This is a genomic window from Streptomyces sp. NPDC029151, from assembly GCF_055564315.1.
The window spans coordinates 86,254-107,527 of the sequence record NZ_JBVHWQ010000005.1 but is presented as its reverse complement, the minus strand read 5'-3'; the positions used below and the strand labels follow the sequence as shown (position 1 = coordinate 107,527).

Sequence of the window (21,274 nt, the reverse complement as noted above, 5' to 3'; positions counted from 1 at the left end):
TGGGACCCGGGCAACCACGCCGCCCCCCGAACCCCCCGCCGTACCGCGGCGGAGCGGCGTCGCGCTGGTCGCTTCACTGCTGGGGTTCACAGTGATCACCATCGACGTCTCGGCCGTGAACATCGCGTTGCCCGCGATCCGGGACTCCCTCAGCGGCGGGATGGCCGGGCTGCAGTGGGTGGTGGACGCGTACACCCTGATGTTCGCGGCCCTGATGCTCTCCGCGGGCGCCCTCGCCGACCGGGCCGGTGCCCGCCGCGCCTACGCGTGGGGCGTCACCCTGTTCACCCTCGCCTCCCTGGGCTGCGCGCTGGCGCCCGGCATCGGCGTGCTGGTCGGCGCACGCGTCGCGCAGGGCGCCGCCGCCGCGGTCGTGATGCCGGCCTCGCTGGCGCTGATCCGGCAGGCCTACGAGGACGCGCGGGCGCGCGCCCGCGCCATCGCGCTGTGGACGGTCGGCGGTTCGGTGGCGATGGCCGCGGGTCCCGTGCTGGGCGGGCTGCTCACCGACTCGGCCGGCTGGCGGGCTGTCTTCCTGCTCAACCTCCCCGTGGGCGCGGTCGTCCTGGGCCTGCTGCTCCGGGTGCCGCGCTCCCCGCGCCGGCCCGCCGCGCTGGACGGCGGCGGCCAGCTCACCGCCGTGGTGGCCCTGGCCGGACTGGCCTTCGCGGTGATCGAGGGCGGCCACCTGGGCTGGACCAGCGGCCCCGTGCTGGCAGCCGCGGCGCTCGCCCTCGCCTCCGGGTACGCCTTCCGTGTGGTGGAGGCCCGGCACCGCCAGCCCATGGTGCCTCTCGGCATGCTGACGAACCGTCGGGTGGCCGTCCCGCTCGCGGTCGGTTTCGCCGTCAACGCCGCCTTCTACGGCGGGATATTCCTTCTCGGGCTGTACTACCAACAGCTGCGCGGGATGACGGGAATCGCGGCCGGACTGATGTTCGTCCCGATGTCGGCGGTGGTGACGGCGACCAACCTGGTGTCACCGCGGCTGGCGGAGCGGATCGGGCGGCGGCCGGTGATCGTCGCCGGGCTGCTGGTGTTCGCCGTAGCGATGCTGGCCATGCTGCCACTGGCTCCCCACACCCCCGTATGGCTGGTGCTCGTCCTGCTGCTGCCGCTGAGCGTCGGTGGGGCGCTCGCGGTGCCCGCGATGACCGCGATGCTGATGGACGCCGTCCCGCAGGAGCGCGCGGGGGCCGCGTCGGGGCTGCTCAACTCCCTCCGCCAGACCGGCGGTGCGCTCGCGGTCGCCCTCTTCGGAAGCCTGCTCTCCGGCCCCGGCGGCAGCTTCTCCCTCCCGGGCATGCGCATCGGCCTCCTCGCCGTCGCTGCCCTCCTCCTTGCCACCTCCGCCCTCGCGCGCCTCCTTCTGCCGCGCGGCTGACCCCGCCGATCGGCTCGACTCGCCCGCGTGCAGCCGCGCCGACGGCACAGGCTGAGCCTCTCGCACCGCTCCTTCACGGAGGCACGGCCCGGCCCGCAACGGATGGGCAGCAGGTGAGCAGACCCGGTGGCCGCTGAGGACCGCTGGCGTAACTCCAAGGAGGGCAAAGAGCGGTACGCCCGATGGTCGTGCCGCTCACGGCGACACCTGACGGACGGACGCGCGCTCCTCCGGTCATAGGGCCGTCATGAGCAGGGCGGTACGGCCGGTGTTGCCGGGCCGCCGGGCGGGGCCGACGTTGGCCAAGGCGGCCGCGGCAGCCGACGGTTCCCCCCGCCCTGGGGGAGCCGCCTCTGCTTCCGGGCCGCTTGCGCGGGGCCCTCAGAAGTGCAGGACTCCGATGTCGCGGACGGTCTGGGCGAGGGCCCGGATGAGGTCGTTCTCGGCGTCCCTGCGCCACACCAGGGCGTAGGGAATCGTCCCCATGTCGGGGACGGGGATGAAGCGGACGCAGGACATGGACCAGTAGCGGGTGACGTGGGAGGGGAAGGGGTGGACGATCTCGCCGGTGCCCACGAGGTGGATCAGCTCGTCGGCGTTGGTGACCTGCTCGACGCGTTCGATCGGCTTCCCCCGGGATGTGTGGAACGACAGGTAGCCGTCCTCCCAGTAGTCGGGCATGTCGGGTGCCATGGCGTGGCCGAAGTCCGCCAGCGCCTCGAACGGGACGACGAGCCGTTCGGCGAGCTCGTGGTCGGCGGCGACGGCCAGGACGCGGGGGTCGCGGAAGAGGACCGGGCCGACGGTCAGATCGGGTTCGTCCACCGGTAGCCAGGTGAGGAAGACATCCATGTCGCCCTCGCGCAGTCTGGCGAACGGGTCGACATAGGGCGCCCGGCGCAGCTGCAGTTCCCACTGGGGGTGACGCGAGCGGAAGGTCTCCCAGTAGCGGTACATGTCAGGCACGTTGAACGGCATCATGCCGACGCGCAGACGTGCGGTCTTGCCGCGGGTGGCCATCCGGGCGCGTTCGAGGCTCTCGCGCAGGCTCGCGTAGACCGGCCGCAGGTCGGAACGCAGCTGCTGGCCGAGCGGGGTCAGGCGGATCCGACGGCGGTTGGAGCGGTCGAACAGCAGGCCGCCGAGGTGGCGTTCCTGACGCCCTATCACCTGGCTGACGCGCGCCTGCGTGAGGTGCAGCCGGGCGGCGGCCCTACCGAAGTGCAGTTCCTCGGCCAGCGTCAAAAAGATCTCGATGTCGCGAACTTCCACGTGCTGCCGACCCCCGTCATAAGCCTGAGTTATCGGATCCTACTGATCTTGGATGTTGATGGGCATGGGAGGACGCTGGAAGATCGACAGCAGGCCGGAACCGCTGCTCAGCGATCTTTGAGCGGTGCGGCGCCGTACCGGCGACACGACACCGCCCAGCGGACTTCCTGCGACCGCCGGAGCGTGCCGCAGAGAAGACGAGCCCGTCGCGCAAGGCGTGGCACGCCCACGCACCCAGAAGGGAGACCTCTCGTGAAGCGGCTCGTCGCCGGCGTCACCGTTCCGCTGGAGCACATGGAGGCCGTTGTCGGGCTCGTCACCCCGATCGGGCACGCTCAGCGGAACCGGCAAACGAACGCGTTCAGGGAGCTGTTCCGCCAGGAGACCATGTGAACCGTTCCGCACGGCGACCCGCTGGCTGGTTCGGAGACGGGCAACGCCTTCTTCGATCTCCTTCCTCCGCCCGGTGTCGGGGCGGCCAGGATCCGTCAGAGGCCGATCACCCGTGACGGGCAGCTCCGCGCCGAGGCGCTGCGCGGTCACGACGGCCCGGACCGGCGGAGCAGACGCCTCCCCTCGACGGCCGTCCGTGGCAGCTGCGGGTGGCGGCCGTGAGGCGCCGGCCGTCCGGAGCACGCGCCGGAACCGACCGGCGGGCGGCCGGGCACGCCCACGCACGCGCCCACCGGAGCATCCGCACCCGGGACCCCTGCGAATCGAGCCCGGGTGCCTCATTTCTCGGACAGGAGTACCGCACATGCACACCTCAGCCGACAGCACCGGCCGCGTCTGGTTCATCACCGGCGCCAGTCGGGGCCTCGGCCGCGCCTTCGCCGAGGCCGCGCTGAGCGTCGGCGACCGGGTCGCCGGCGCCGCCCGCACCGTGGCCCCGCTGGAGGAGTTGGCGGCCGCCCACCCGGGGCGGGTGCTGCCCCTCGTGGTGGACGTGACCGACCGCGAATCGGTGTTCGCCGCCGTCGACGAGGCGGCCGGCCGCTTCGGCCGGCTCGACGTCGTCGTCAACAACGCGGGCATGCTGTCGATGGGCATGGTCGAGGAGTTCACCGAGGCCGAGGCCCGCGCCCAACTGGACGTCAACTTCTTCGGTGCCTTGTGGGTCTGTCAGGCGGTCACGCCCGTCCTGCGCTCGCAAGGCTCCGGCCACCTCGTGCAGGTGTCCAGCATCGCCGCCCTGGGCGGTTTCCCCAGCACCGGTCTCTACAGCGCCAGCAAGTTCGCCCTGGAAGGCCTCAGCGAGGCCCTCGCGATGGAAGCGGCCGCTTTCGGCGCCAAGGTGAGCATCCTTCAGCCCGGCGGCTACTGGACGGACCTGTACAGCGCCATGCACAGCACCACCCCCTTGGAGGCGTACGCGCCGCTGCGGGAGAAGCTGGCCGAGCAGTTCGCCGAAGGCTCGGTCGACAGCGACCCGAAACTCGCCGCGTCCGCGCTGCTCACCCTGGTCGACAGCGACGAGCCGCCACTGCGTCTCCTCCTGGGGAGCATGGTCTACGACCTCGCGTTCGACATCGCCCGTAGCCGCATGGCCACCTGGGAGGCGTGGGAGCAGGTCAGCCGCGCCGCCGAACACGCGATCCCCGGTCCGGCCACCGCGGTGGAGGACGCGGTGGCCGTGCCTGGCCGGGGGAACCCGTGACCGACCTGCCGGGGTGCTGCTGAGGGGGTGCGGCATGTCGTTCCGTACCACGTCCGAGGTCGTCCACCGCTTCAACCGGGCCTTCCTCGACCGTGACACCTCATCGCTCGCCGAACTGATCGCCGAGGACTGCGTGATGGAGGCGAGGGGCCCGGCACCCGAAGGGGCCCGTTACGAAGGGTTCGCCGCGTGCCTGGAGTTCTGCCGGGCCCTCGCCGAGGACCGCGCGGGCCGGTTCGAGCCGGAGGCCGTCGTCATCACCGGTGAACGGGCCATGGTCCGCTGGCGGTACCACTTCGGTGACGGACCGGCCGACTCCGTCCGCGGCGTGAACCTCGTGCTGGTGCGCGACGGCCGGATCGTCGAGTCCCTCGGCTACGGCAAGACCACGGGCGGCGCCCCGTCGCCCGAATTCCGTGCACGCCCGTGAGGCGGGCACAACCAACCCCAACTCACCCATCGACGAACGGAGACCACGTATGAAGACACTCGTGCTGGGATCGACCGGCTACATCGGATCGGCCGTGGTACGGCGGCTCGAGGCGGAGGGCCACCAGGTGGTCCACCTCGTGAAGGACCCGAGCCGGCTGCCCGCCGGGGCGACGGCACTCAAGGGCGACCTGGCCGACTCGGCCGCGCTGCGGGCGGCCGTCACCGACGACATCGACGCCGTGGTCAACCTCGCCACGCCGACCGGCGACGAGACGGTGGACGCGGCCGCCGTGGACGCGCTGACCGAGCGGCTGCGCGGAACCGGACGCGCCTTCGTGTACACCAGCGGTGTCTGGGTGCTCGGAGCCACCGGCGACGCGGCCCTCGACGAGGACGCGCCGACCGACGCCATCGCCATCGTCGGCTACCGCCCGCGGATCGAGCAGCGCGTGCTGGACGCCGGCCGGGACGACGTGCGGGCCGTCGTCGTGCGGCCCGGCATCGTGTACGGCCACGGCGGCGGCATTCCCGGCCTGATGACCGGCTGGGCGCGTGAGCACGGCACCGGCCGGTACGTCGGCTCGGCGGCGACCCGCTGGCCGATGGTGCACGTGGACGACCTCGCAGAACTCTTCGTGCTGGCGGTGACCAAGGCCGACGCGGCCGGCGTGCTGCACGGTGTGGCACACGAAGCGGTGCCGGTCGCGGCGCTCGCCGCGGCCGCCGACCTCGCCGCGGGCGGCACCGGCCGGGCCGAGCCCTGGCCGCCGGAGCAGGCCGCCCAGGCCCTGGGCGGCCCGTTCGCCGAAGCCCTGGGTCTGAACCAGGTGGTGTCCGGGCAGCGGGCCGTCGCCGAACTCGGCTGGCGGCCCAGCCGACCGTACGTACTCACCGAGCTGACCGGAGGCGACCGTGGCTGAACTCACCGGCACGACGCTGCCCGTCTGCCGCACCTGCGGCACCCAGTACGCCGTCCCCCGCCCCGACTGCCCGGTCTGCCTGGACGAGCGTCAGTACGTCGGACACGGCGGCCAGCAGTGGACCACCCTGGCCGAGCTGCGCGCCGAAGGCCACCGGGGCCGCTTCGAGGAACAGGGCCCGGACGTCCTCGGCATCGGGAGCACCCCCGAGTTCGCCATCGGCCAGCGTGCGCTGCTGCTGCGCACGGCCGCCGGCAACGTGCTCTGGGACTGCGTGCCCTACCTCGACGACGCCGTGATCCGCGAAGTGGGGGAACTCGGCGGCATCACCGCGATCGCCATCAGCCACCCGCACTTCTACTCCGCCATGGTCGACTGGGCGCACGCCTTCGACGCGCCCGTGTACCTGCACGAGGCCGACCGGCAGTGGGTCGGCCGCCCCGACCCCGCCCTGCACTTCTGGAGCGGGCGGACTCACCGGCTGACCGAGGAACTGACGCTGATCAACCCGGGCGTCCACTTTCCGGGCAGCGCGGTCATGCACTGGAACGCCGGCGGCGGCGCCCTCTTCACCGGCGACATCGTCAACGTCGGCCCCGACCCCCGGTGGGTCAGCATCATGTACAGCTACGCCAATCACGTCCCCGAGCGCCCCGACGCCGTCCGAGCCGCCGGCGAACTGCTCGCCGGCTACCGCTTCGACCGCATCTACGGCGCCTGGTGGGACCGCGTGGTCACCACCGGCGGCAACGAGGTGCTGACCCGCTCGGTCGAACGCTACCTGCGCCAGGAGCAGGCCCCGCCGATGAAGGCCGGCTCCTGACCGAGCGATGCCGGGCGGAAGGACGAACCGGCGTCGATGACACGGCGTCGGGGACGGTACGCGGGCCGTAGACCTCCGCGCTCAGGGCGGTGCCCCGGGCGCGGAGGAGGCCGACGCTCGGAGGGGGGCGTTGGTTCACGGGGCAAGGGATGACCGCTTGTTGTGCGCAGCTGCAGCACGTAAAGACGCAGCTGCCGCCCCTGAGGGCCGCAGTCGGGGTCCCGCTCCTTCGGCGCCTTGACGGCACTCGATCAAGTCGGGTATTCCTTCATTATGAAGGACGTAATTAATTCCGGACTGCTGGCCCAGGACCCGGGCGGGATGCTCTATGACCCTCAAGTACGTGAGGCCATGGAAGAGTTCCTGGCAGGGGGCGACACCGACACCCTGCGCCTGGAGGCGGCAGCCGCGGCGCGCGCCGCGCACAGGTCCGTTGAGCGGCTTCGCTCCCATGGATCGGAAGGCCGTGGTCTCAGCGCAGGAGCCAGCGATGTCCTGATCCGGCTGCGCACACTCGGCGAAGCCGGTGCGAATCTCGGTGACCTCGCCCGTTCCGCGGGCATGACCCCCCGCAATGCCACCGGCCTGGTCGACACACTGGAACGCGAAGGGCTCGTCCGACGCGATCCCGACCCAGGTGACCGGCGGTCCATCCTCGTGCGCATCACCCCGGCCGGCCTGACATGGCTGGAGGAGTTCCGGACACCGACACAGCGGGCGATGGCCGCGCTGTTCCACGGATTCACCGACGCCGAACTGCACCAGCTCCGTCACCTGTGCCTGCGGCTTGTTCAGAACCAGCAGCGCATCGCCGCCCACCTCGCAACCGCCGAAGGGAACGACCCCTCATGACGACCGCCACGACACGCACCACCGTCCGCGCCTACCACGAAGCCCGGTTCCAGGGCGACATCCCTGCCGCTGCCCGAACCTTGGGCGACCCCTTCCACTTCCAAAGCCCCTTGCTGACCTCCGACAGCACGCACCAGCACCTGGGAGGCCTGGACGCGTTCCTGGGAATCGTGACCGGCGTCGATGTGATCAGCGAACTGTACGGCGAGACCGAAGCGACCTTGATCTACGACGTCCATACCTCGGTCCCGGCCATCGGCACTCAACGCACAGCCGAACACTTCCACCTCACCAACGGTCGGATCGACACCATCCGGCTGATCTTCGACGCCACCCCCTGGCACGCGGTCATGCAGGCCGCCAACCCGTCCTGACACCAGGGTCGATGTGCCCCGGGCTCCAGCACCGCCACCACTCCGCACACCTGGACCCACACCGCCCGGATGTGGAACGCACCATCGCCTGGCCCGCCGAGTGCCGGCGCCTGCACCGTCGCTGCGAGCGCAGGCGGCCATTTCCGGCCTTGCGGTTGTCATCACCGCCCACGTGCCGTCGTCGCTCTTACCGCCGCGCTCGGCGCGGTAATCGCCCTGGGAGGGAAGGCGTTGGCGTGCGTGCGTCAGCCGTAGTAGGAGACCATGGCGCCGAGGAGGATCGCCGTTGAGGCGGTGAGCGCCGGGATGCGGTGGCGGCTCCACGCGCCGAGGGCCAGAGAACCGGCCCACAGCCCGCCCATGAGGGCGAGCGCCCACCAGCCGCCGGCCGTGTCCGCCGCGGCGAGGGGAACGGGGGCCAGGAGGACCGTCGGCGGGACGATGACGGCGCGGGGCCGGATGCCCAGCCGCTTGTAGACGACGGCCAGCACGATCGCGGAGACCGCCAGGACGACAGGCACGGCCGTCACGCCCGGCCAGGTGAGGCAGAGGAGCTCGTCACGCTGACAGCCTCGGTTGTTGCGGTGTTCGATCCACGAGTGGTAGCTCCGGGCGCCGAGGGCCAGAGCCGCACCCGTGAGAACCGCGCCCACCACGCGCGGGAGCACGGGGTGCGGTTCGGTGTCTCGGGAGGTCATTCCTCCAGCCTTCCCGAACCTGGGCCGCAAGGCCTGAGTACGGGTACTCAGGCGTTCCGGGCCGAGCAGCGAGAAGAGCAGGGCCCCGCGTGCCGAGTCCCTGCACCTGCCGGCGCTCGGCGTCCTTCCTCCGGGACAAGGCCAGAGACGGCTGACCCCGCCAACGCCCCGCGCCTGCCCCGACAAAGCATCTGGTGTCGGTGGGTGATCAGGCAGACGGGGCGAGTCCAAGGAAGACCTTGCGACCCCGCGGAAGGTGCCCAGGCCCGTGCCGTGTGGCCGGCCGCGTTCGGCGATGACAGGGCGAAGGCCGCTTTGCCAGGGCAGTCGCCGGCACTCGTCGTGGTCGTCGCCACGGTCGGCGAACGGCATGACGGGACTGCGACTGGGGGATCCCGGTGTGAAGCACGGACAACGACATCCCGCACAGCGCTCGCCGATCCGAATCCGGCGGACGGTCCGAGACCAGCTCCGGGCCTGGCTCAGGCAGCAACCGCCCGATCAGCGACCTCAGTTGATCCGAGACGATCCACGGCCTCGACCGGTGCTTCCCCGGCCCCGAGCAGGGCGGACACCAACGTCAGGTGTGACCCCGTCAGGCCGTCACGCGATGTCGAAGGCGAGTGCTTCCTTCACGGCGGCCAGTCCGGCGGTGTGCGGGACGATGGGCCGGTACTCCAGTTCGGTCACGGCTTGTGAGTTCCCGCTTCCGGTCCCGGCGGGTGACGGGGGAGGCCTGGCCGCGGTAGGGGGAGGGGACGTCGGCGTCATAGGTGCGGTGATGGATGCGGATACCGGCATCGCGCGTACCTGCGCCGCCGCAGGATCCGTTGCACCGTCACCGACAGGGGCGACCAGGCCCGTGGTCCCAGGAAGTTCGGCTCCCGGCGGCCGGCCGCCGCATTTCGACACAGCCGTCTACCGCGAGCGCCACGCGGTCGAGTGCGAGATCAACCGCCTCAAGAGGAACCGTGCCGTGCGACGCAACACGACGAACTGGCGGTCCGCTACGAGGCGACCGTCCTCGTAGCAGCCCTCAACGAGCGGCTGTGACCCGCGGGTTCACACGGCGGCCGTGCTACCCCAACCACACCCCGTCGCGCATCACGACCCTGCCGCGGAGTTCCGGTACTCCGCGCCAGGCGCGTACTACCTGCGGCGCCACGCACAGGTACAGCAAGGGGGTCTCTTCCGTACGCGGATCCCAGCCGAACTTACCCGCGAACCCCTCTGCGGCATCATGTGGCACCTCCCGCACGGGACAGCACTTCGCCTCCCCTTGCAGCAGCACCACGTCGAAGGCATCCGGCAGAGCAAGCCGTACGCGCGGTTCCCTCCGCACATTGCGCGCGGTCGCGGAGTTCGCGCCGGTACACATCCACACTGCCTGCCCGTCCCACAGAAACCACAGGGGCACCTGATGCGGGCCGTGGTCGGGGTGGGATGTCGACACCCATATGTCGCGCTCCGAGCTGAGCCGCTTCAGGGTGTCCCGCCTGCGCTCCGCCGTGGTGCGGCGAATGATCTCCGTAGGTTGCATGGGGGCCGACCTTAGCCAGCAGGTTCACCGTGCGCATGGGGCGCAGGTCCTAAGCCGGGAGGCGGACCATCGCCCAGGCGCCCAACAGCAGCTCACAAGACCATCGACATGGACCATCGACATGGCGGACCGAACGCCCGGTCCCACGGTCCCCGGCAGCCGGGCGACGTGCGGTGGTCAGCTGAACGTGTTGCAGCTGGCGACGCGACCGGAGCGGTAGCCGGTGGAGAACCACTGCTGGCGCTGGCTCGCGGAGCCGTGGGTCCAGGTATCGGGTGTGACCTTGCCCTGGTAGCGCTGCTGGATACGGTCGTCTCCGACAGCGGCGGCCGCGTCCAGCCCGCGGTCGATGTCGTCCTTCGTCAAGTCGGTGATCAGTGGCTTACCGCTCTTGGGGTCGGGGGTGGTGGTGGCGTGGTGGGCCCACACTCCGGCGTAGCAGTCCGCCTGCAACTCGAGTTTCACCGAGCCGCTGCTCTGGCCCTTTCCGCTGCCGCGGGAGATCGTTCCGCTGAGGTCCTGGAAGTGATGGCCGTATTCGTGCGCGATGACGTAGGCCTCGGCGAACGGGCCGCCCTTGGCGCCGAACTTGCTGCTCAGGTCTTCGAAGAAGCCGAGGTCCAGATAGACCTTGTCATCGGCTGAGCAGTAGAAGGGGCCGACGTCGGACGTCGCGCTCCCGCAGCCGGTGTTCACCCTGCCGGTGAACAGGAACGTCGGGGCCTGCTGATAGGACTTGCCGGCGGCTGTCTCCGTCTGCTTCCAGAATGCCTGCACGCTGTCGACCACGGCGACGATCCGGCACTCCTCCTTGCGGTTGGCGTCGGCACCGGTCCGGCACTCCGCCTTGAGGTCCGAGGTCGGCTTGCCGGACGAGGACGTGTCGCTGCTTCCCGCGCCGAACATGCCGGGGTCGACACCCAGAAGCACGGAGGCGATCAGTACCACGAGCCCGACCAGTCCTCCGCCGATGGTCTTCCCGCCGCCCGGGATCCCGCCCAGCACACCTCCCCGCCCGTCCGTGACCTCGGACGTGTCCAGAGCGGCATCGTCGTCGAATTGCATACCTTGACCCTCCTTTTCAAGCAGCGCGCCGGGCCACCCCGCGTCGTCCCGCTCGCCTACCCCGTATGAGGACATCCCCATCCCGTCCTCTTCCTGCTCCGCCTCTCGGAGGGGCCGGCGGGCGACGCCGCGACGCCGCTCCGCGGGTGGACGGAGATCGCCGTGCGCGGTAACGGCACCTCCATGCCGTCGACCGCGCAGCGGGCTCCGCCTGTCGCCGGTGTCGTGCCCGTGCCCATGCCCGCGAGGTTCAGGTGACGGACGGCCGCCGCGGGTCGGCCGGGACGATCGCGTACCTGTCGAAGAGACGTTCACAGCCTTCGTGACTGTGCGTGCGGCGGCCGGCACTCGATCTCGGCCGCCGTCACCGGCAGCACTCGCCGCCGTCACCGGCAGAAGTCAGAGATCGGTGGGCCCCTGGCACGCCACGGCTCCCCGATGAGTGAAGACTCTCGCGGTGACGCCGGTCATCACCGAGGGCCAGGACGACCGGTGCGAGGGGCAGCGCTCCCGCCGACGAGCCGTCGCCTGGGGCGTCGCGTACTCCCTACCCACCCTCTGACCAGGCACGATCACAGTCCGATGGCGAACTCGCGGCTAAGGCTCATCGGCACGGATCAGGGTGCGTGAATACAGACAGTGACGTGTCCGGCATCCGCCGCTACCGGCCGAGGACTGTGGCGAACGGCTTGCGTCGGTCCTCGTCACGGTTTTGTCAAGGCACGAGATTCCGGGCCATGACCCAGACCCCCATCCGGGGCGTAATGGAATCGGCACACGGCACACGGCACGCGGAGCGGACGCCCGCCGCCTCGCCCCAGCCTCCTTCGACCATATTCAAGGACCAGCAATGATCATCTTCGGCACTCGCGTATACCTGTACCAGATCGCGATACTCATGCTGCGCTGTCGTCACCGCGGCAATCCTGCCGCGCAGACGGTCAGGAAGCGCGTCACCAAGTTCACACTGTTCTTCGTGCCGATCTTTCCCGTCTCGACGACATTCGCGATCCAGTGCGCCTTCTGCGGCATGGAGCAGGCGGTGTCCAAGGAGTGGGCCGAGCAGTCGCAAGCACAAGCCGCAAGCGCTCCTGGCGGTGATGCGTACGGGCAGGCGCAGCGGACTTACCAGCACCCTGGACCCTGATCGAGGGGCGACGTTTCCCTCTGCCCGGCGACATGCCGCGCAGGATGTGCCGACGGCTGCCACGTGGTGAGGTGGGACGCCCGCTTCTTCGCCGTCGTCACCGACGTTGTCGGCACCTCCGGCGAACTCGTCGAAGACGGCGCCATCGCCAGGCGCAGCCGCACCACCACCTGGGGGACCACCGTGACGCCTCGAAAACCACCGCCCACCCCACTGCGCTGCGCCGACCAGTACGCCGACTCCGAGACCGGATTCCCCTACAACTACCCGCGCCACTACGACTTGGAAATCGTCCGCTACATCGGCCACGACCCGTTGGGCCACCACGAGCGACCCCTTGGCCCTGGCACCGGACGGCTGCGCCGACAAGGGCGGCTGGTACGGCGGCATGACTCCGGCCCGCGGCGGCCGCGAGCTCGACCCCATGCCAGCGAAGTCCACCTATAGGCAACTCGTCGTAATTCCCCGTGCCCGTAGAGGAATCAGCATCGTGTGGGGCATCGTTCATCCCTGCATGACGACCTTCGTTCTCGTTCCCGGCGGCTGGCGCGGCGGCTGGTACTTCTCCGGTTTGGCCGACGGGCTGCGCACGGCCGGACACCGGGCGTTGACCGTTACCCCCACCGGTGTCGGTGACCGCGCCCACTTGAACTCTGCCAACGTCAATCTCGACACCCACATCGACGACGTACTCGCCGTACTCGCTACCGAGGCGGTCAGCGATGCCGTTCTCGTCGGGCACAGCTACGGCGGCATGGTGATCACCGGTGCCGCCGACCGAGTCCCTTCCGGCGTGGTGCGCCGCCTGGTCTACGCCGACGCCTATGTGCCCGACGACGGCCAGTCCTGTTGGGACCTGACCACCGACGCCTACCGCAGCCTGTTCCTGGAGGGCGCGGCGGCGGACGGATACGCGGTTCAGCCGCCGTCCGGCAAGGACCCGCGCGTGACCGCACATCCACTGGCCTCTTTCCTCCAGCGGATCCGGCTGGACGGGGCCGGCCTGCGTGACGTCAAGACCCGGGACTACGTGTATCTGTCCGGGTGGGACGGCACGCCCTTCACCGCCGTCCGTGACCGGCTGGCCAGCGACCCAGCCTGGCGAGTCCACGCCCTGGACAGCGGCCACGACGTCGCGAGGGATGCTCCGCAGGAGTTCTTGGAGATTCTCCTGCTGGGCGAGTAGCCATGACGGGGTGCGCGGAGGTCCTCTTCTGCCGTGCAGTCCGTCCGGCAGTGGCGGCGTCGAGTTCGTCAGCATGAGGGCGCGCGGGAGGTGGCGCGGGCGGGGTCGGCGTGGAGTTCGGTGAGGGTGGGCCAAGCCGTACTTCCACCGAGGCGCGCCCGGCGGCGAGGGCGTGGTTGGCGTCCTTCTCGGGGGCCGGGTGGCCTTGAATCCGGTGATGACCACGGGGGCGTCCGCGTTGTCGACCGGTCCGACAAAGCCCAGGTCGGCGAAGGCGCCGACCCGGTGGGGTGCAGATGGGCCAGACTGTGGTCGCGGCGGGCGGCGCTGGTGTCGTGGGTGCATCCGGTCCGGCGCGCGGCATCCAGATACGGACGCGCGACATCCAGATACGGAAGTGAGCAGGCCGACGGCCGCGGCACATGCCGCTCAGGCGAGGGTGGTGGTACGGGCCAGCACGGGTGAGGGTCGGAAGGAGAGCAGCGCGGGACGGCCAGGGCGAAGGCGAGCAGCGCCGACCTGCACGCCGAGCCTCCCGCGCAGCCCGAGCACATAGCCCACCCCGATCAGCGGGAACCCGCTCAGCACCCCCGGGGATGGCGCAGGCCGGGCCCGAAATGTCGCCATCGGTCCGCAACCGGTGAAGCATGGAAGACATGCGGTGGCGGAGGACACGCAGGGAACCGGAGCGGCGGAAGGCGACGACGCAGGATGCGGCCGACGCCGTATGCAACCAGGGTGTGGAACTGGCCGAGCAGGGAGACAGCGCCGGGGCCATCGCCTCGTTCCGGCGCACATCTGGATCGAGGAGCTGACCCATCTCAGTGGAGCCGCACATCGGGCTGCTGCGGCGCTTGGTCCGCGAGACCGAAAGGCGCAGCAGCGACCTCTCAGCCTGCGTTTCGGACTCTCAGACCATCGAGACTCCAGCCGACGGACGCCTCACCGACCAGGGCACCGCCGCCGCCAAGCGAATATTCGGGCGCAAGCGCCTCCTCAGTCTCGACTTCCTTTGCCTGTTCCTGACCGTCCTGGTTACCGCAGCCCGCGTGTCCGACATCGCGGCAGGCGCCCACCTGCTGTCCGGCGCCGCCTCACCAGCGACCGCAAGAGGCACCCCACCGCTCCGAAGCCTCGGTCCGCCTTGTGAGGGAGCAAGCACTGGCCATGGACCAAATACTCAGTGTGTGAGCTTGCTGCGAATGTCCGGCCGAGCCCTCTGGGCGCGTTGATCCGGCGGGGAGGTGAGAGGATGTGAAGCTAGGCCCATGTCCGCTCACCACACCGGCCTGCCCGCCGCACCGGACTGGCATACGTCACTGCTTACTGATCCGCTGGCGACGCTGCTGGCGGTCCAAGGCCGCCACGGCGACCTTGCGGTGTTGACGGACGGTGTGCCGGTGTTCTCGCGCGCGCTGGGCACAGCGGGGTGCATCGCGGCCTTCGGCGCTGCCAACGTGCGAGACGTCCTGTCGGATGCCGAGACGTTCGGGCGTCCGGCCACCATGGCCGAGCGGGACGGTTTGCCGGCAGTGATCAATGCCCTGAGCTCGGGGCTGTTCAGTATGAGCGGTGCCGTCCACCGTCAGCGTCGGCGTGCTTTCGGGGCCGTATTCAGCCGGCAACTCGCTGAACAGTGCGCCGGCCTGGTCGCCCGCGAAGCAGAAGCCATGGCGGGGAGTTGGCAACCGGGGGCAGTCGTGGGGCTCTGCTCGCAGATGAACCAGCTCGCCCGGGCGATTCTCGGGCAGCTGCTGTTCGGGACCACCGCCGATGCCTTCGGACTCGGCGACAGCTGCCGCCACCTGCTGGAGCTGCGTCGCCGGTACGCCGCAGCGGGGCCGAGTGACGGCGGACTTCGCCGCGGACTGCGTACCGAGCTCGCCACTGTCGGTGGCAACCTGCACGCTGTACTTCGTGCCCAGATCCGCCACCATCGCGCGCTTGGCGGGCCGGTCAGCCAGGACGATTGCCTGCTGGCCCGTCTGTGCCACGTTCGTGATGAGAGCGGGCGACCGCTGTCCGAGGACGAACTCGTGGCCCATACCAACGCACTCTTCCTTGCGGGGAGTGAGCCGCTGGCCGCCGTGCTCACCTGGACGATCCTCTTGCTCACTCAACTGGAAGGACTGAGGGACCAGTTGTGCACGCAGCTGCGCTCGGCCGGTGTAATAGCCGGCCGAGGGGCCGTGCTGCTCGACTCCGTGGTGCGTGAGAGCTTGCGGGTGCTGCCGCCGAACGCCGTGATGGTGCGGGTGACCACCCGGGAGGCCTTCCTCGGCGGACACCGAATTCCGCCCCGCTGTGAGCTGCTGGTCTCCCCGTTCGTCGCCCACCGGGTATCTGTCGGCGACGGGCGGGCGGCGAGGTTTGATCCGGGCCGGTGGCGCTCGGCACAGCCCTTGGCCTTCGACTACCTGCCATTCGGAGCCGGGGCCCGCTACTGCCTCGGCCGTCATCTGGCCAGGACCGCCCTGACGGGAGCCCTGACCGTAGTGCTGCGCCGGTGGGACCTGAGCCTGGCTGAGGACCAGGAGATCGACTGGCGTCTGCGAGCGACGCTCGTACCGGCCGGCGAGGTGCGCCTGCTGGTCCAGGAGCCTGGCCGGCGTCCAGCCGCGGGAGGCCGGGCCGGAGGCCCCTTGCGTGATCTGGTGCACCTGCCCTGAGTCGAACACCGAAAGGACGCTCGGCGACGCGAACCAAGTCAAAATCTCCAATGCTTGACATTACTCAATAATTCAGGCAGATGGGGAGAGTAGTCCGATTTTCCATGGAAGAAGGTGATGTATATGACACATTCGCAGAATTCTGGCGATGAGTCCGCGGCGCGCGGTCCGACAGTGAACGGACGTGCCGTGGAGCCCAGCATCGAGCTGCGCGCCCCGAAGATGGAGCTTGGTTTCGAGCTCACCGAGGAGCGGAGAGAGGCCATCACGGCCTGCCTGCGCAACAACACCCTTCGGGTGACTACGAGCAGCGCCAGCATCGACATCCTCGACGGCGCCATCCGCTGCGAGGACGGCTACCTCTGGGACTGACCGTCACGCCGGTGGTCTCCTCGCGCGCAGTCGGGGGAGGCCACCGGCCACACCGGGAGAGCAGGAAACGAGTGGAGTACTTTGACCCGGACCGCGCCGACACCGCCGTCGGGCTGGCCCACAGCCCGTACGTCGCGGAGCTCATCGAGCGTCTGCCCGGCGCCCTCGACTATGTGGAGATCCCGTTCGAGCAGTTGCAGCATGCCCCCGCCGCCGTGGAGATCCAGCAGCAGATCCCGCTGGTCCTGCACTGCGCGAGCATGTCGGTCGGTGGCTTCGTCCTGCCGGAGGAGAGCACGCTGGAGGCCGTAGAGCAGTGGCGACAGCGCACGCGCACCCCTTGGATCGGCGAACACCTCTCGTACATCCGGGCCGAGGCGACCGCACCGGGAACCGAGGACGACGAGGGCGCCGGCCCCACTTCGCTCAACTACACGGTCTGCCCGCAGCTGAGCGAGCAGAACCTGGAGCAGGTTCTCGACAACCTCAAGCCGCTCCAGGACCGCTTTCCCGTGCCGATCATCCTCGAGAACCCGCCCCAGTACTTCCACGTGCCGGGCAGCACCATGTCGCTGGTTGACTTCACCCGCCGCCTGTGCGAGCGCAACGATCGGCTGAACCTGCTGCTGGACCTCACGCACTTCCTGATCTCAGCCATCAACATCGGGTTCGACGCCGGCCGCGAATTGGAACGACTTCCACTGGAGCGTGTGGTGGAAATCCACCTCTCAGGACTGAAGACGCAATCCGGGACGGCATGGGACGACCACGCGCAGCCAGCCCCCGAACCGGTCTTCGAACTGCTGGCCCAGGCTCTGCGCCGGGCCCGGCCCCGAGCGGTCACCTTCGAGTACAACTGGGCCCCGGTACTTCCCGAACTCGACTCACTCCAAGGGCAGTTGCAGCGAGTGCGCGACCTGGTGGCGCCGTGAGGGGGTCGGCGCAGGACGGCCTCGCACTGCCCGCACGCCGCGTCCACGCATACATGGCCGCCGGGCTCGCGAACCCCAGCATCATCGGTACGTGGCCGGCCGGGCGAGAGGAGCTGGAAGGGGAAGGAAGCGGAGGGGAAGACGACGCGGCGGTCATCCGCGCCATGGACTTGGACGGCCTGCGCAGATTCGCCGGCTTCGTCACGATGGTGCGCCAGAACCCGCTGCGCCGCGTCCTGCCCCTCACACTCCGCGCCCTCGCTGAAGCCGACCTGGAGATCGAGGCATTCACCGACTACGCGCCCCACTTCTCCCGGCTTTCGCAGGACGGCGGGCTGGACCTGCGCCGACGGCTGACTGCCTTCGCCGACTTCATGGGCAGCTGGCTTGCTGGGGACGATCCGGTGCACTACATGGTGCGAGACGCTCTCGGGCACGAGCTCACCGTAGAGCGGCTCCGCCATGCCGACAGCATGCCCTTTACCACCCTCTCGTCCCCAGGACCCCACTCCGTGCCCCACGTGGTGGGCGCACTCGCCATCCGGGAAGCGCGCTGCCATCCACGCACGCTCGCCCGATTGATCGAATCTGGCACCTTCACGTCCGCCGTCCCCCCCGACGATGAGGGCCTCACCCTGCTGTACTGGCGTGACGAGCACAGCCAGCGCGTGCACGTCACCGAGGTCACACCGCTCGCCGGCTACCTGCTCGCTCTGGTCGATGGTCATGCCACCGTCCAGGAGCTCGCCCATCGGCTGGCCTCGACCACCGGCGAGGACTGCGAGCCAGGCGGTCTACTCACTGCCCTCCAGCGCTTTACCGAACTGCGCCTGCTGACCTTCACCGGCGCTGCCCCCTTCTCGATCGGAGAGAACCGGTGCGCCTGATCCTCGTCGACAACATGGTCCTGCCTGGCCACCACGACCTCGGTGCCCTCGACGTCCACCCTCATCTCGGGCTCATCTCCCTCGCCGCGGTCGCCCGACGCGCCGGCCACGAGGTCAGCGTGTACGACCCCAAACGACTGGTCCGCTCCGGGCGGCTCGACTACGACGCCACTCTGTACCGCCGGGCGGCCGAGGACCTGCTCGCCGAACAACCGGACGCGGTCGGCTTCACCACGCTCGGCTGCAGCTTCATCTTCGCACTGCGGGTCGCCGAGCACCTCAAGCGCAATGCGCCGGACCTTGCCATCCTGCTGGGTGGGCCGCACGCGACTATGCTGCACCGCGAGATCCTGGAAGGCTTCGGGTGCTTCGATGTCGTGGTGCGCCACGAGGCCGAGGAGACCCTTCCGGCCGTACTGGAGTCCCTGGAGCACCGCCGGTTCAGCCACATCCCCGGAGTCTCCTGGCGGACCGCGCCCTTCGCCGACGACCTCGAGTGCACCGACGGGCGTCCCCTCGTCACCGACCTGGACACCCTCCCGGATGCAGCCTACGACCTGTACCCGGTCGAAGAACTCCCCCTGGACTTCCTACGGGTGGAGGCGGGCCGTGGATGCCCGTTCAGCTGCACTTTCTGCTCGACTGCGACCTTCTTCCAGCGCTCATACCGACTGAAGTCATCAGCCCGTCTCGTCGGAGACCTCGACCGGCTCCACCTCCGCTACGGCGCACGAGACTTCAAGCTCGAACACGATCTCTTCACGGTCAACCGCCGCAAGGTGCTGGACTTCTGCGACGCCGTTCGCGACCGCGGCTACACCTGGCGGGTCTCCGCGCGGGTCGACTGCGTAGACCCCGAACTGCTGGAACGGATGGCTGAGGCGGGGTGCGTCGCACTCTACTTCGGAATCGAAACCGGGTCCCCGCGCCTTCAGCGGGTCATCAAGAAACGGCTGGACCTCGGAGTCCTCGAAGCGGCGCTCGACCACACCGAACGCCTCGGCATCGCGAGCACGGTCTCCTTCATCACAGGCCACCCTGAGGAGCGGCCCGCCGACCATGACGCCACCCTCGACCTCCTCGGTGACTGCCTCGCGCGGCGGCAACAGCACTGCACCACCCAACTGCATGTCCTGCTGCCCGAACCCGGTACCGCCCAATTCACGACCCTGGGCGACCAGTTGCGCTACGACGGCTACCGCACCGAGTTCAACGGCTGGCTCCTGGACGAGACCGACCAGACCTTGGTCCTGGAGCATCCGGGCCTGTTCCCCACCTACCACTACTACCCGGGCGAGATGCCGCGCGAGCACCACGTATTCGCCGTCGACCTGCACCGCGCCCTCGGCGAGCTCGGTCACACCATCGCCACCTACCTGCTGTGCCATTTCGACGGCCGGCTGAGCAGGTTCGCCGCCAAGGCCCGCGAATGGCGCGAGCTCACCGGATGGGACGACCCCGTGGACACCGAGTTCGTTCGCGCCTTCGTGGCTCACACGCTCGGTGCGGAACACCATGCGCACTCGCTCGTCCGGTACGTCCACCACCTCCGTGCTGCCTTGCGGCTGCCGCAGCCGTCCAGGACGGAGGAGGGCCGTTCGCAGTATGAGCTGAACTCCCGCGCCGTGCTCTTCGACGGCATCCACGACTGCCCCGCCCTGATCGATCGCATCACCGCCCGGCCAGCCGGTGGCCCACCCATCACCGAGCAGGAGGCCGGCGACGTCGGCTGCCGCGTGGTGCTCGGCTCAGACGCCGGCTTCCGCGACTACGCGATCGACCCGGCGACCCACGCCATCCTAAGCTTGTTCCGAACCCCTCGGACGATGAACGAGATCCGCACCGCGATCGGCTCGCTCACCGATGGCTGGGAGCCCTGCGCCGACCACCTGCGGCAGCTCGCCTCCACCGGACTCATCGTCCCCGCCGGCCGTCAGGCGGAAATGGGCGTCCATGACTGAGCACTGGACGGCCCTCGACCTGGTTGAGGGCTTCCACCTGGCCCACGCTGTGGCCGCCCTGCATGAGGAGGGCCTCCTTGCAGCGTTGGACCGGCCCGGTACTGCCGAGCAACTCGCAGAAAGGAACGGGCTCGACGCGACGTGGCTGCGGACGCTGCTCGACTACACGGCCGCCCGCACCGAACTCCTGGAATTCACCCCTGACGGTTACCGGACCACGGGGCACTACAATGCGCAGGCACGCGGCCTGCTCGACCAGTACATCGGTGCCTACGGTCCGAACGCCCGGCAGCTGCGCGCATTGCTGCGCGCGCCTCTCAACGCCGCCGCCACCGTCGACCGCGCCCGGCATGCCGCCGCCTTCGCCGCGCTCGACCGCTCACCGGCGCTGGGGCTGATGGCCGAAGTGATCGCCCAACTCGGACTCGGCCGACTGCTCGACCTGGGCTGCGGGGACGGATCGCTGCTGCTGGAGCTGGCCGAGCGCAGCCCGGACTTCACCGGCTGGGGTGTCGACGCCAACGCGGCCATGTGCGAGCACGCCCGCCGCAGCCTCACCGAAGCGGGCCTGGCCGATCGAGTGTCGGTCGTCCACGGTAACTGCACCCGCCTGGAGAGTGCGCTCGCAGCCGAGGTCAGGGGCCGGGTCGAGGCCATCTCCGCCACCAGCCTGCTCAATGAATTTTTCGCGGCCGGCTGTGCCGGCGCCGTCGCCTGGCTCCGTCAGTTGCGGGAGCTGTTCCCGGGCCGGGCGCTCATCGTGGCGGACTACTACGGTCAGGTTGGCCGCCGCGAGCCGCCGTGGCCGCGCATGCACGCCCTTCACGATGTCGTCCAGGTGATCTCCGGCCAGGGAGTGCCTCCAGGCGACCGCAGTGGCTGGACGGAGGTCTACGAGGAGGCTGGCTGTGTGCCCATCCACATAATCGAGGACCAACAGGGCACCTTCTTCGTGCACATCCTGCGGCTTTGATGCCCCCGCAAGGTCGCGGAGTTCCTCGGCGCGGAGGGTCGGCGGGATCGGTCGCCCCCGCCCTGGGGGAGTGGGCCCCAGCGCGGTGTCGCTCGATTTGCAGCTGGGGAGAGGGCGGCCGATCCCGATA

Annotated in this window: 20 protein-coding genes; 16 read left to right on the top strand and 4 right to left on the bottom strand. The window is 69.8% G+C overall.

The features are described from left to right. Nucleotides 1-91 precede the first annotated feature (91 nt). Nucleotides 92-1,384 carry an MFS transporter gene (locus ACZ4VF_RS20370; protein WP_467927507.1) on the top strand — a complete coding sequence of 431 codons (1,293 nt, stop codon included), beginning with the start codon at nucleotides 92-94 and terminating at the stop codon, nucleotides 1,382-1,384. 381 nt (nucleotides 1,385-1,765) lie between these two features. Here the strand turns inward: ACZ4VF_RS20370 and ACZ4VF_RS20365 are convergent, their stop codons facing one another. Further along, on the bottom strand, nucleotides 1,766-2,656 hold the full coding sequence (locus ACZ4VF_RS20365) for a LysR family transcriptional regulator (RefSeq protein WP_467927506.1): 891 nt from the start codon (nucleotides 2,654-2,656) through the stop codon (nucleotides 1,766-1,768). Nucleotides 2,657-2,908: 252 nt separating this feature from the next. Between ACZ4VF_RS20365 and ACZ4VF_RS20360 the strand changes: the two genes are divergently transcribed. The 7 genes from ACZ4VF_RS20360 to ACZ4VF_RS20330 all read left to right on the top strand — a co-directional run bounded on the left by ACZ4VF_RS20360 (nucleotide 2,909) and on the right by ACZ4VF_RS20330 (nucleotide 7,714). Continuing rightward, on the top strand, nucleotides 2,909-3,049 hold the full coding sequence (locus ACZ4VF_RS20360) for a hypothetical protein (protein WP_467927504.1): 141 nt from the start codon (nucleotides 2,909-2,911) through the stop codon (nucleotides 3,047-3,049). Nucleotides 3,050-3,413: 364 nt separating this feature from the next. Beyond that, a complete protein-coding gene (locus ACZ4VF_RS20355) occupies nucleotides 3,414-4,313 on the top strand; it encodes an SDR family oxidoreductase (protein WP_467927503.1) in 900 nt (299 codons plus the stop codon). Nucleotides 4,314-4,347: 34 nt separating this feature from the next. Continuing rightward, nucleotides 4,348-4,743, top strand: coding sequence for a nuclear transport factor 2 family protein (locus ACZ4VF_RS20350; RefSeq protein WP_467927501.1), 396 nt, complete (start codon nucleotides 4,348-4,350; stop codon nucleotides 4,741-4,743). Nucleotides 4,744-4,792: 49 nt separating this feature from the next. Further along, nucleotides 4,793-5,665 (top strand): NAD-dependent epimerase/dehydratase family protein, encoded by an 873-nt coding sequence (locus tag ACZ4VF_RS20345; protein WP_467927500.1) that lies wholly within the window; start codon nucleotides 4,793-4,795, stop codon nucleotides 5,663-5,665. Continuing rightward, nucleotides 5,658-6,488, top strand: coding sequence for an MBL fold metallo-hydrolase (locus ACZ4VF_RS20340; RefSeq protein WP_467927498.1), 831 nt, complete (start codon nucleotides 5,658-5,660; stop codon nucleotides 6,486-6,488). The genes ACZ4VF_RS20345 and ACZ4VF_RS20340 overlap by 8 nt, the downstream gene beginning before the upstream one ends. Nucleotides 6,489-6,725: 237 nt before the next feature. Then, entirely contained in the window at nucleotides 6,726-7,340 is a 615-nt protein-coding gene (locus tag ACZ4VF_RS20335) for a MarR family winged helix-turn-helix transcriptional regulator (protein WP_467927497.1), read from the top strand. Continuing rightward, complete coding sequence (locus ACZ4VF_RS20330; RefSeq protein ID WP_467927495.1) at nucleotides 7,337-7,714, top strand: hypothetical protein; 378 nt, start codon at nucleotides 7,337-7,339, stop codon at nucleotides 7,712-7,714. Before ACZ4VF_RS20335 ends, ACZ4VF_RS20330 begins: the two co-directional genes overlap by 4 nt. A 245-nt stretch (nucleotides 7,715-7,959) precedes the next feature. Here ACZ4VF_RS20330 and ACZ4VF_RS20325 read toward each other — a convergent pair whose 3' ends face one another. From ACZ4VF_RS20325 to ypfJ, 3 genes are all read right to left on the bottom strand, one after another. After that, on the bottom strand, nucleotides 7,960-8,412 hold the full coding sequence (locus ACZ4VF_RS20325) for a hypothetical protein (RefSeq protein WP_467927494.1): 453 nt from the start codon (nucleotides 8,410-8,412) through the stop codon (nucleotides 7,960-7,962). 1,078 nt (nucleotides 8,413-9,490) lie between these two features. Further along, a complete protein-coding gene (locus ACZ4VF_RS20320; protein ID WP_467927492.1) occupies nucleotides 9,491-9,952 on the bottom strand; it encodes a pyridoxamine 5'-phosphate oxidase family protein in 462 nt (153 codons plus the stop codon). A gap of 177 nt (nucleotides 9,953-10,129) precedes the next feature. Next, nucleotides 10,130-11,017, bottom strand: coding sequence for a KPN_02809 family neutral zinc metallopeptidase (gene ypfJ / locus ACZ4VF_RS20315; protein WP_467927491.1), 888 nt, complete (start codon nucleotides 11,015-11,017; stop codon nucleotides 10,130-10,132). An 850-nt stretch (nucleotides 11,018-11,867) separates the two neighbouring features. Between ypfJ and ACZ4VF_RS20310 the strand changes: the two genes are divergently transcribed. The 8 genes from ACZ4VF_RS20310 to apyS all read left to right on the top strand — a co-directional run bounded on the left by ACZ4VF_RS20310 (nucleotide 11,868) and on the right by apyS (nucleotide 21,144). Beyond that, nucleotides 11,868-12,164, top strand: coding sequence for a zinc ribbon domain-containing protein (locus tag ACZ4VF_RS20310; protein ID WP_467927489.1), 297 nt, complete (start codon nucleotides 11,868-11,870; stop codon nucleotides 12,162-12,164). A 514-nt stretch (nucleotides 12,165-12,678) separates the two neighbouring features. Further along, a complete protein-coding gene (locus tag ACZ4VF_RS20305) occupies nucleotides 12,679-13,350 on the top strand; it encodes an alpha/beta fold hydrolase (protein ID WP_467927487.1) in 672 nt (223 codons plus the stop codon). Between the two features lie 1,268 nt (nucleotides 13,351-14,618). Further along, entirely contained in the window at nucleotides 14,619-16,019 is a 1,401-nt protein-coding gene (locus ACZ4VF_RS20300) for a cytochrome P450 (protein ID WP_467927486.1), read from the top strand. A gap of 189 nt (nucleotides 16,020-16,208) precedes the next feature. After that, complete coding sequence (gene apyA / locus ACZ4VF_RS20295; RefSeq protein ID WP_467927485.1) at nucleotides 16,209-16,391, top strand: aminopyruvatide family RiPP; 183 nt, start codon at nucleotides 16,209-16,211, stop codon at nucleotides 16,389-16,391. Between the two features lie 71 nt (nucleotides 16,392-16,462). Beyond that, nucleotides 16,463-17,323: a multinuclear non-heme iron-dependent oxidative enzyme ApyH gene (apyH, locus tag ACZ4VF_RS20290; protein WP_467927484.1), complete on the top strand. Its 861-nt coding sequence runs from the start codon at nucleotides 16,463-16,465 to the stop codon at nucleotides 17,321-17,323. Continuing rightward, nucleotides 17,320-18,210: a RiPP maturation protein ApyI gene (gene apyI / locus ACZ4VF_RS20285; protein ID WP_467927482.1), complete on the top strand. Its 891-nt coding sequence runs from the start codon at nucleotides 17,320-17,322 to the stop codon at nucleotides 18,208-18,210. Before apyH ends, apyI begins: the two co-directional genes overlap by 4 nt. After that, nucleotides 18,201-20,171 (top strand): RiPP biosynthesis radical SAM protein ApyD, encoded by a 1,971-nt coding sequence (apyD, locus tag ACZ4VF_RS20280; protein ID WP_467927481.1) that lies wholly within the window; start codon nucleotides 18,201-18,203, stop codon nucleotides 20,169-20,171. The genes apyI and apyD overlap by 10 nt, the downstream gene beginning before the upstream one ends. Next, a complete protein-coding gene (apyS, locus tag ACZ4VF_RS20275; protein WP_467927479.1) occupies nucleotides 20,164-21,144 on the top strand; it encodes a RiPP biosynthesis methyltransferase ApyS in 981 nt (326 codons plus the stop codon). The genes apyD and apyS overlap by 8 nt, the downstream gene beginning before the upstream one ends. Nucleotides 21,145-21,274: the final 130 nt, after the last annotated feature.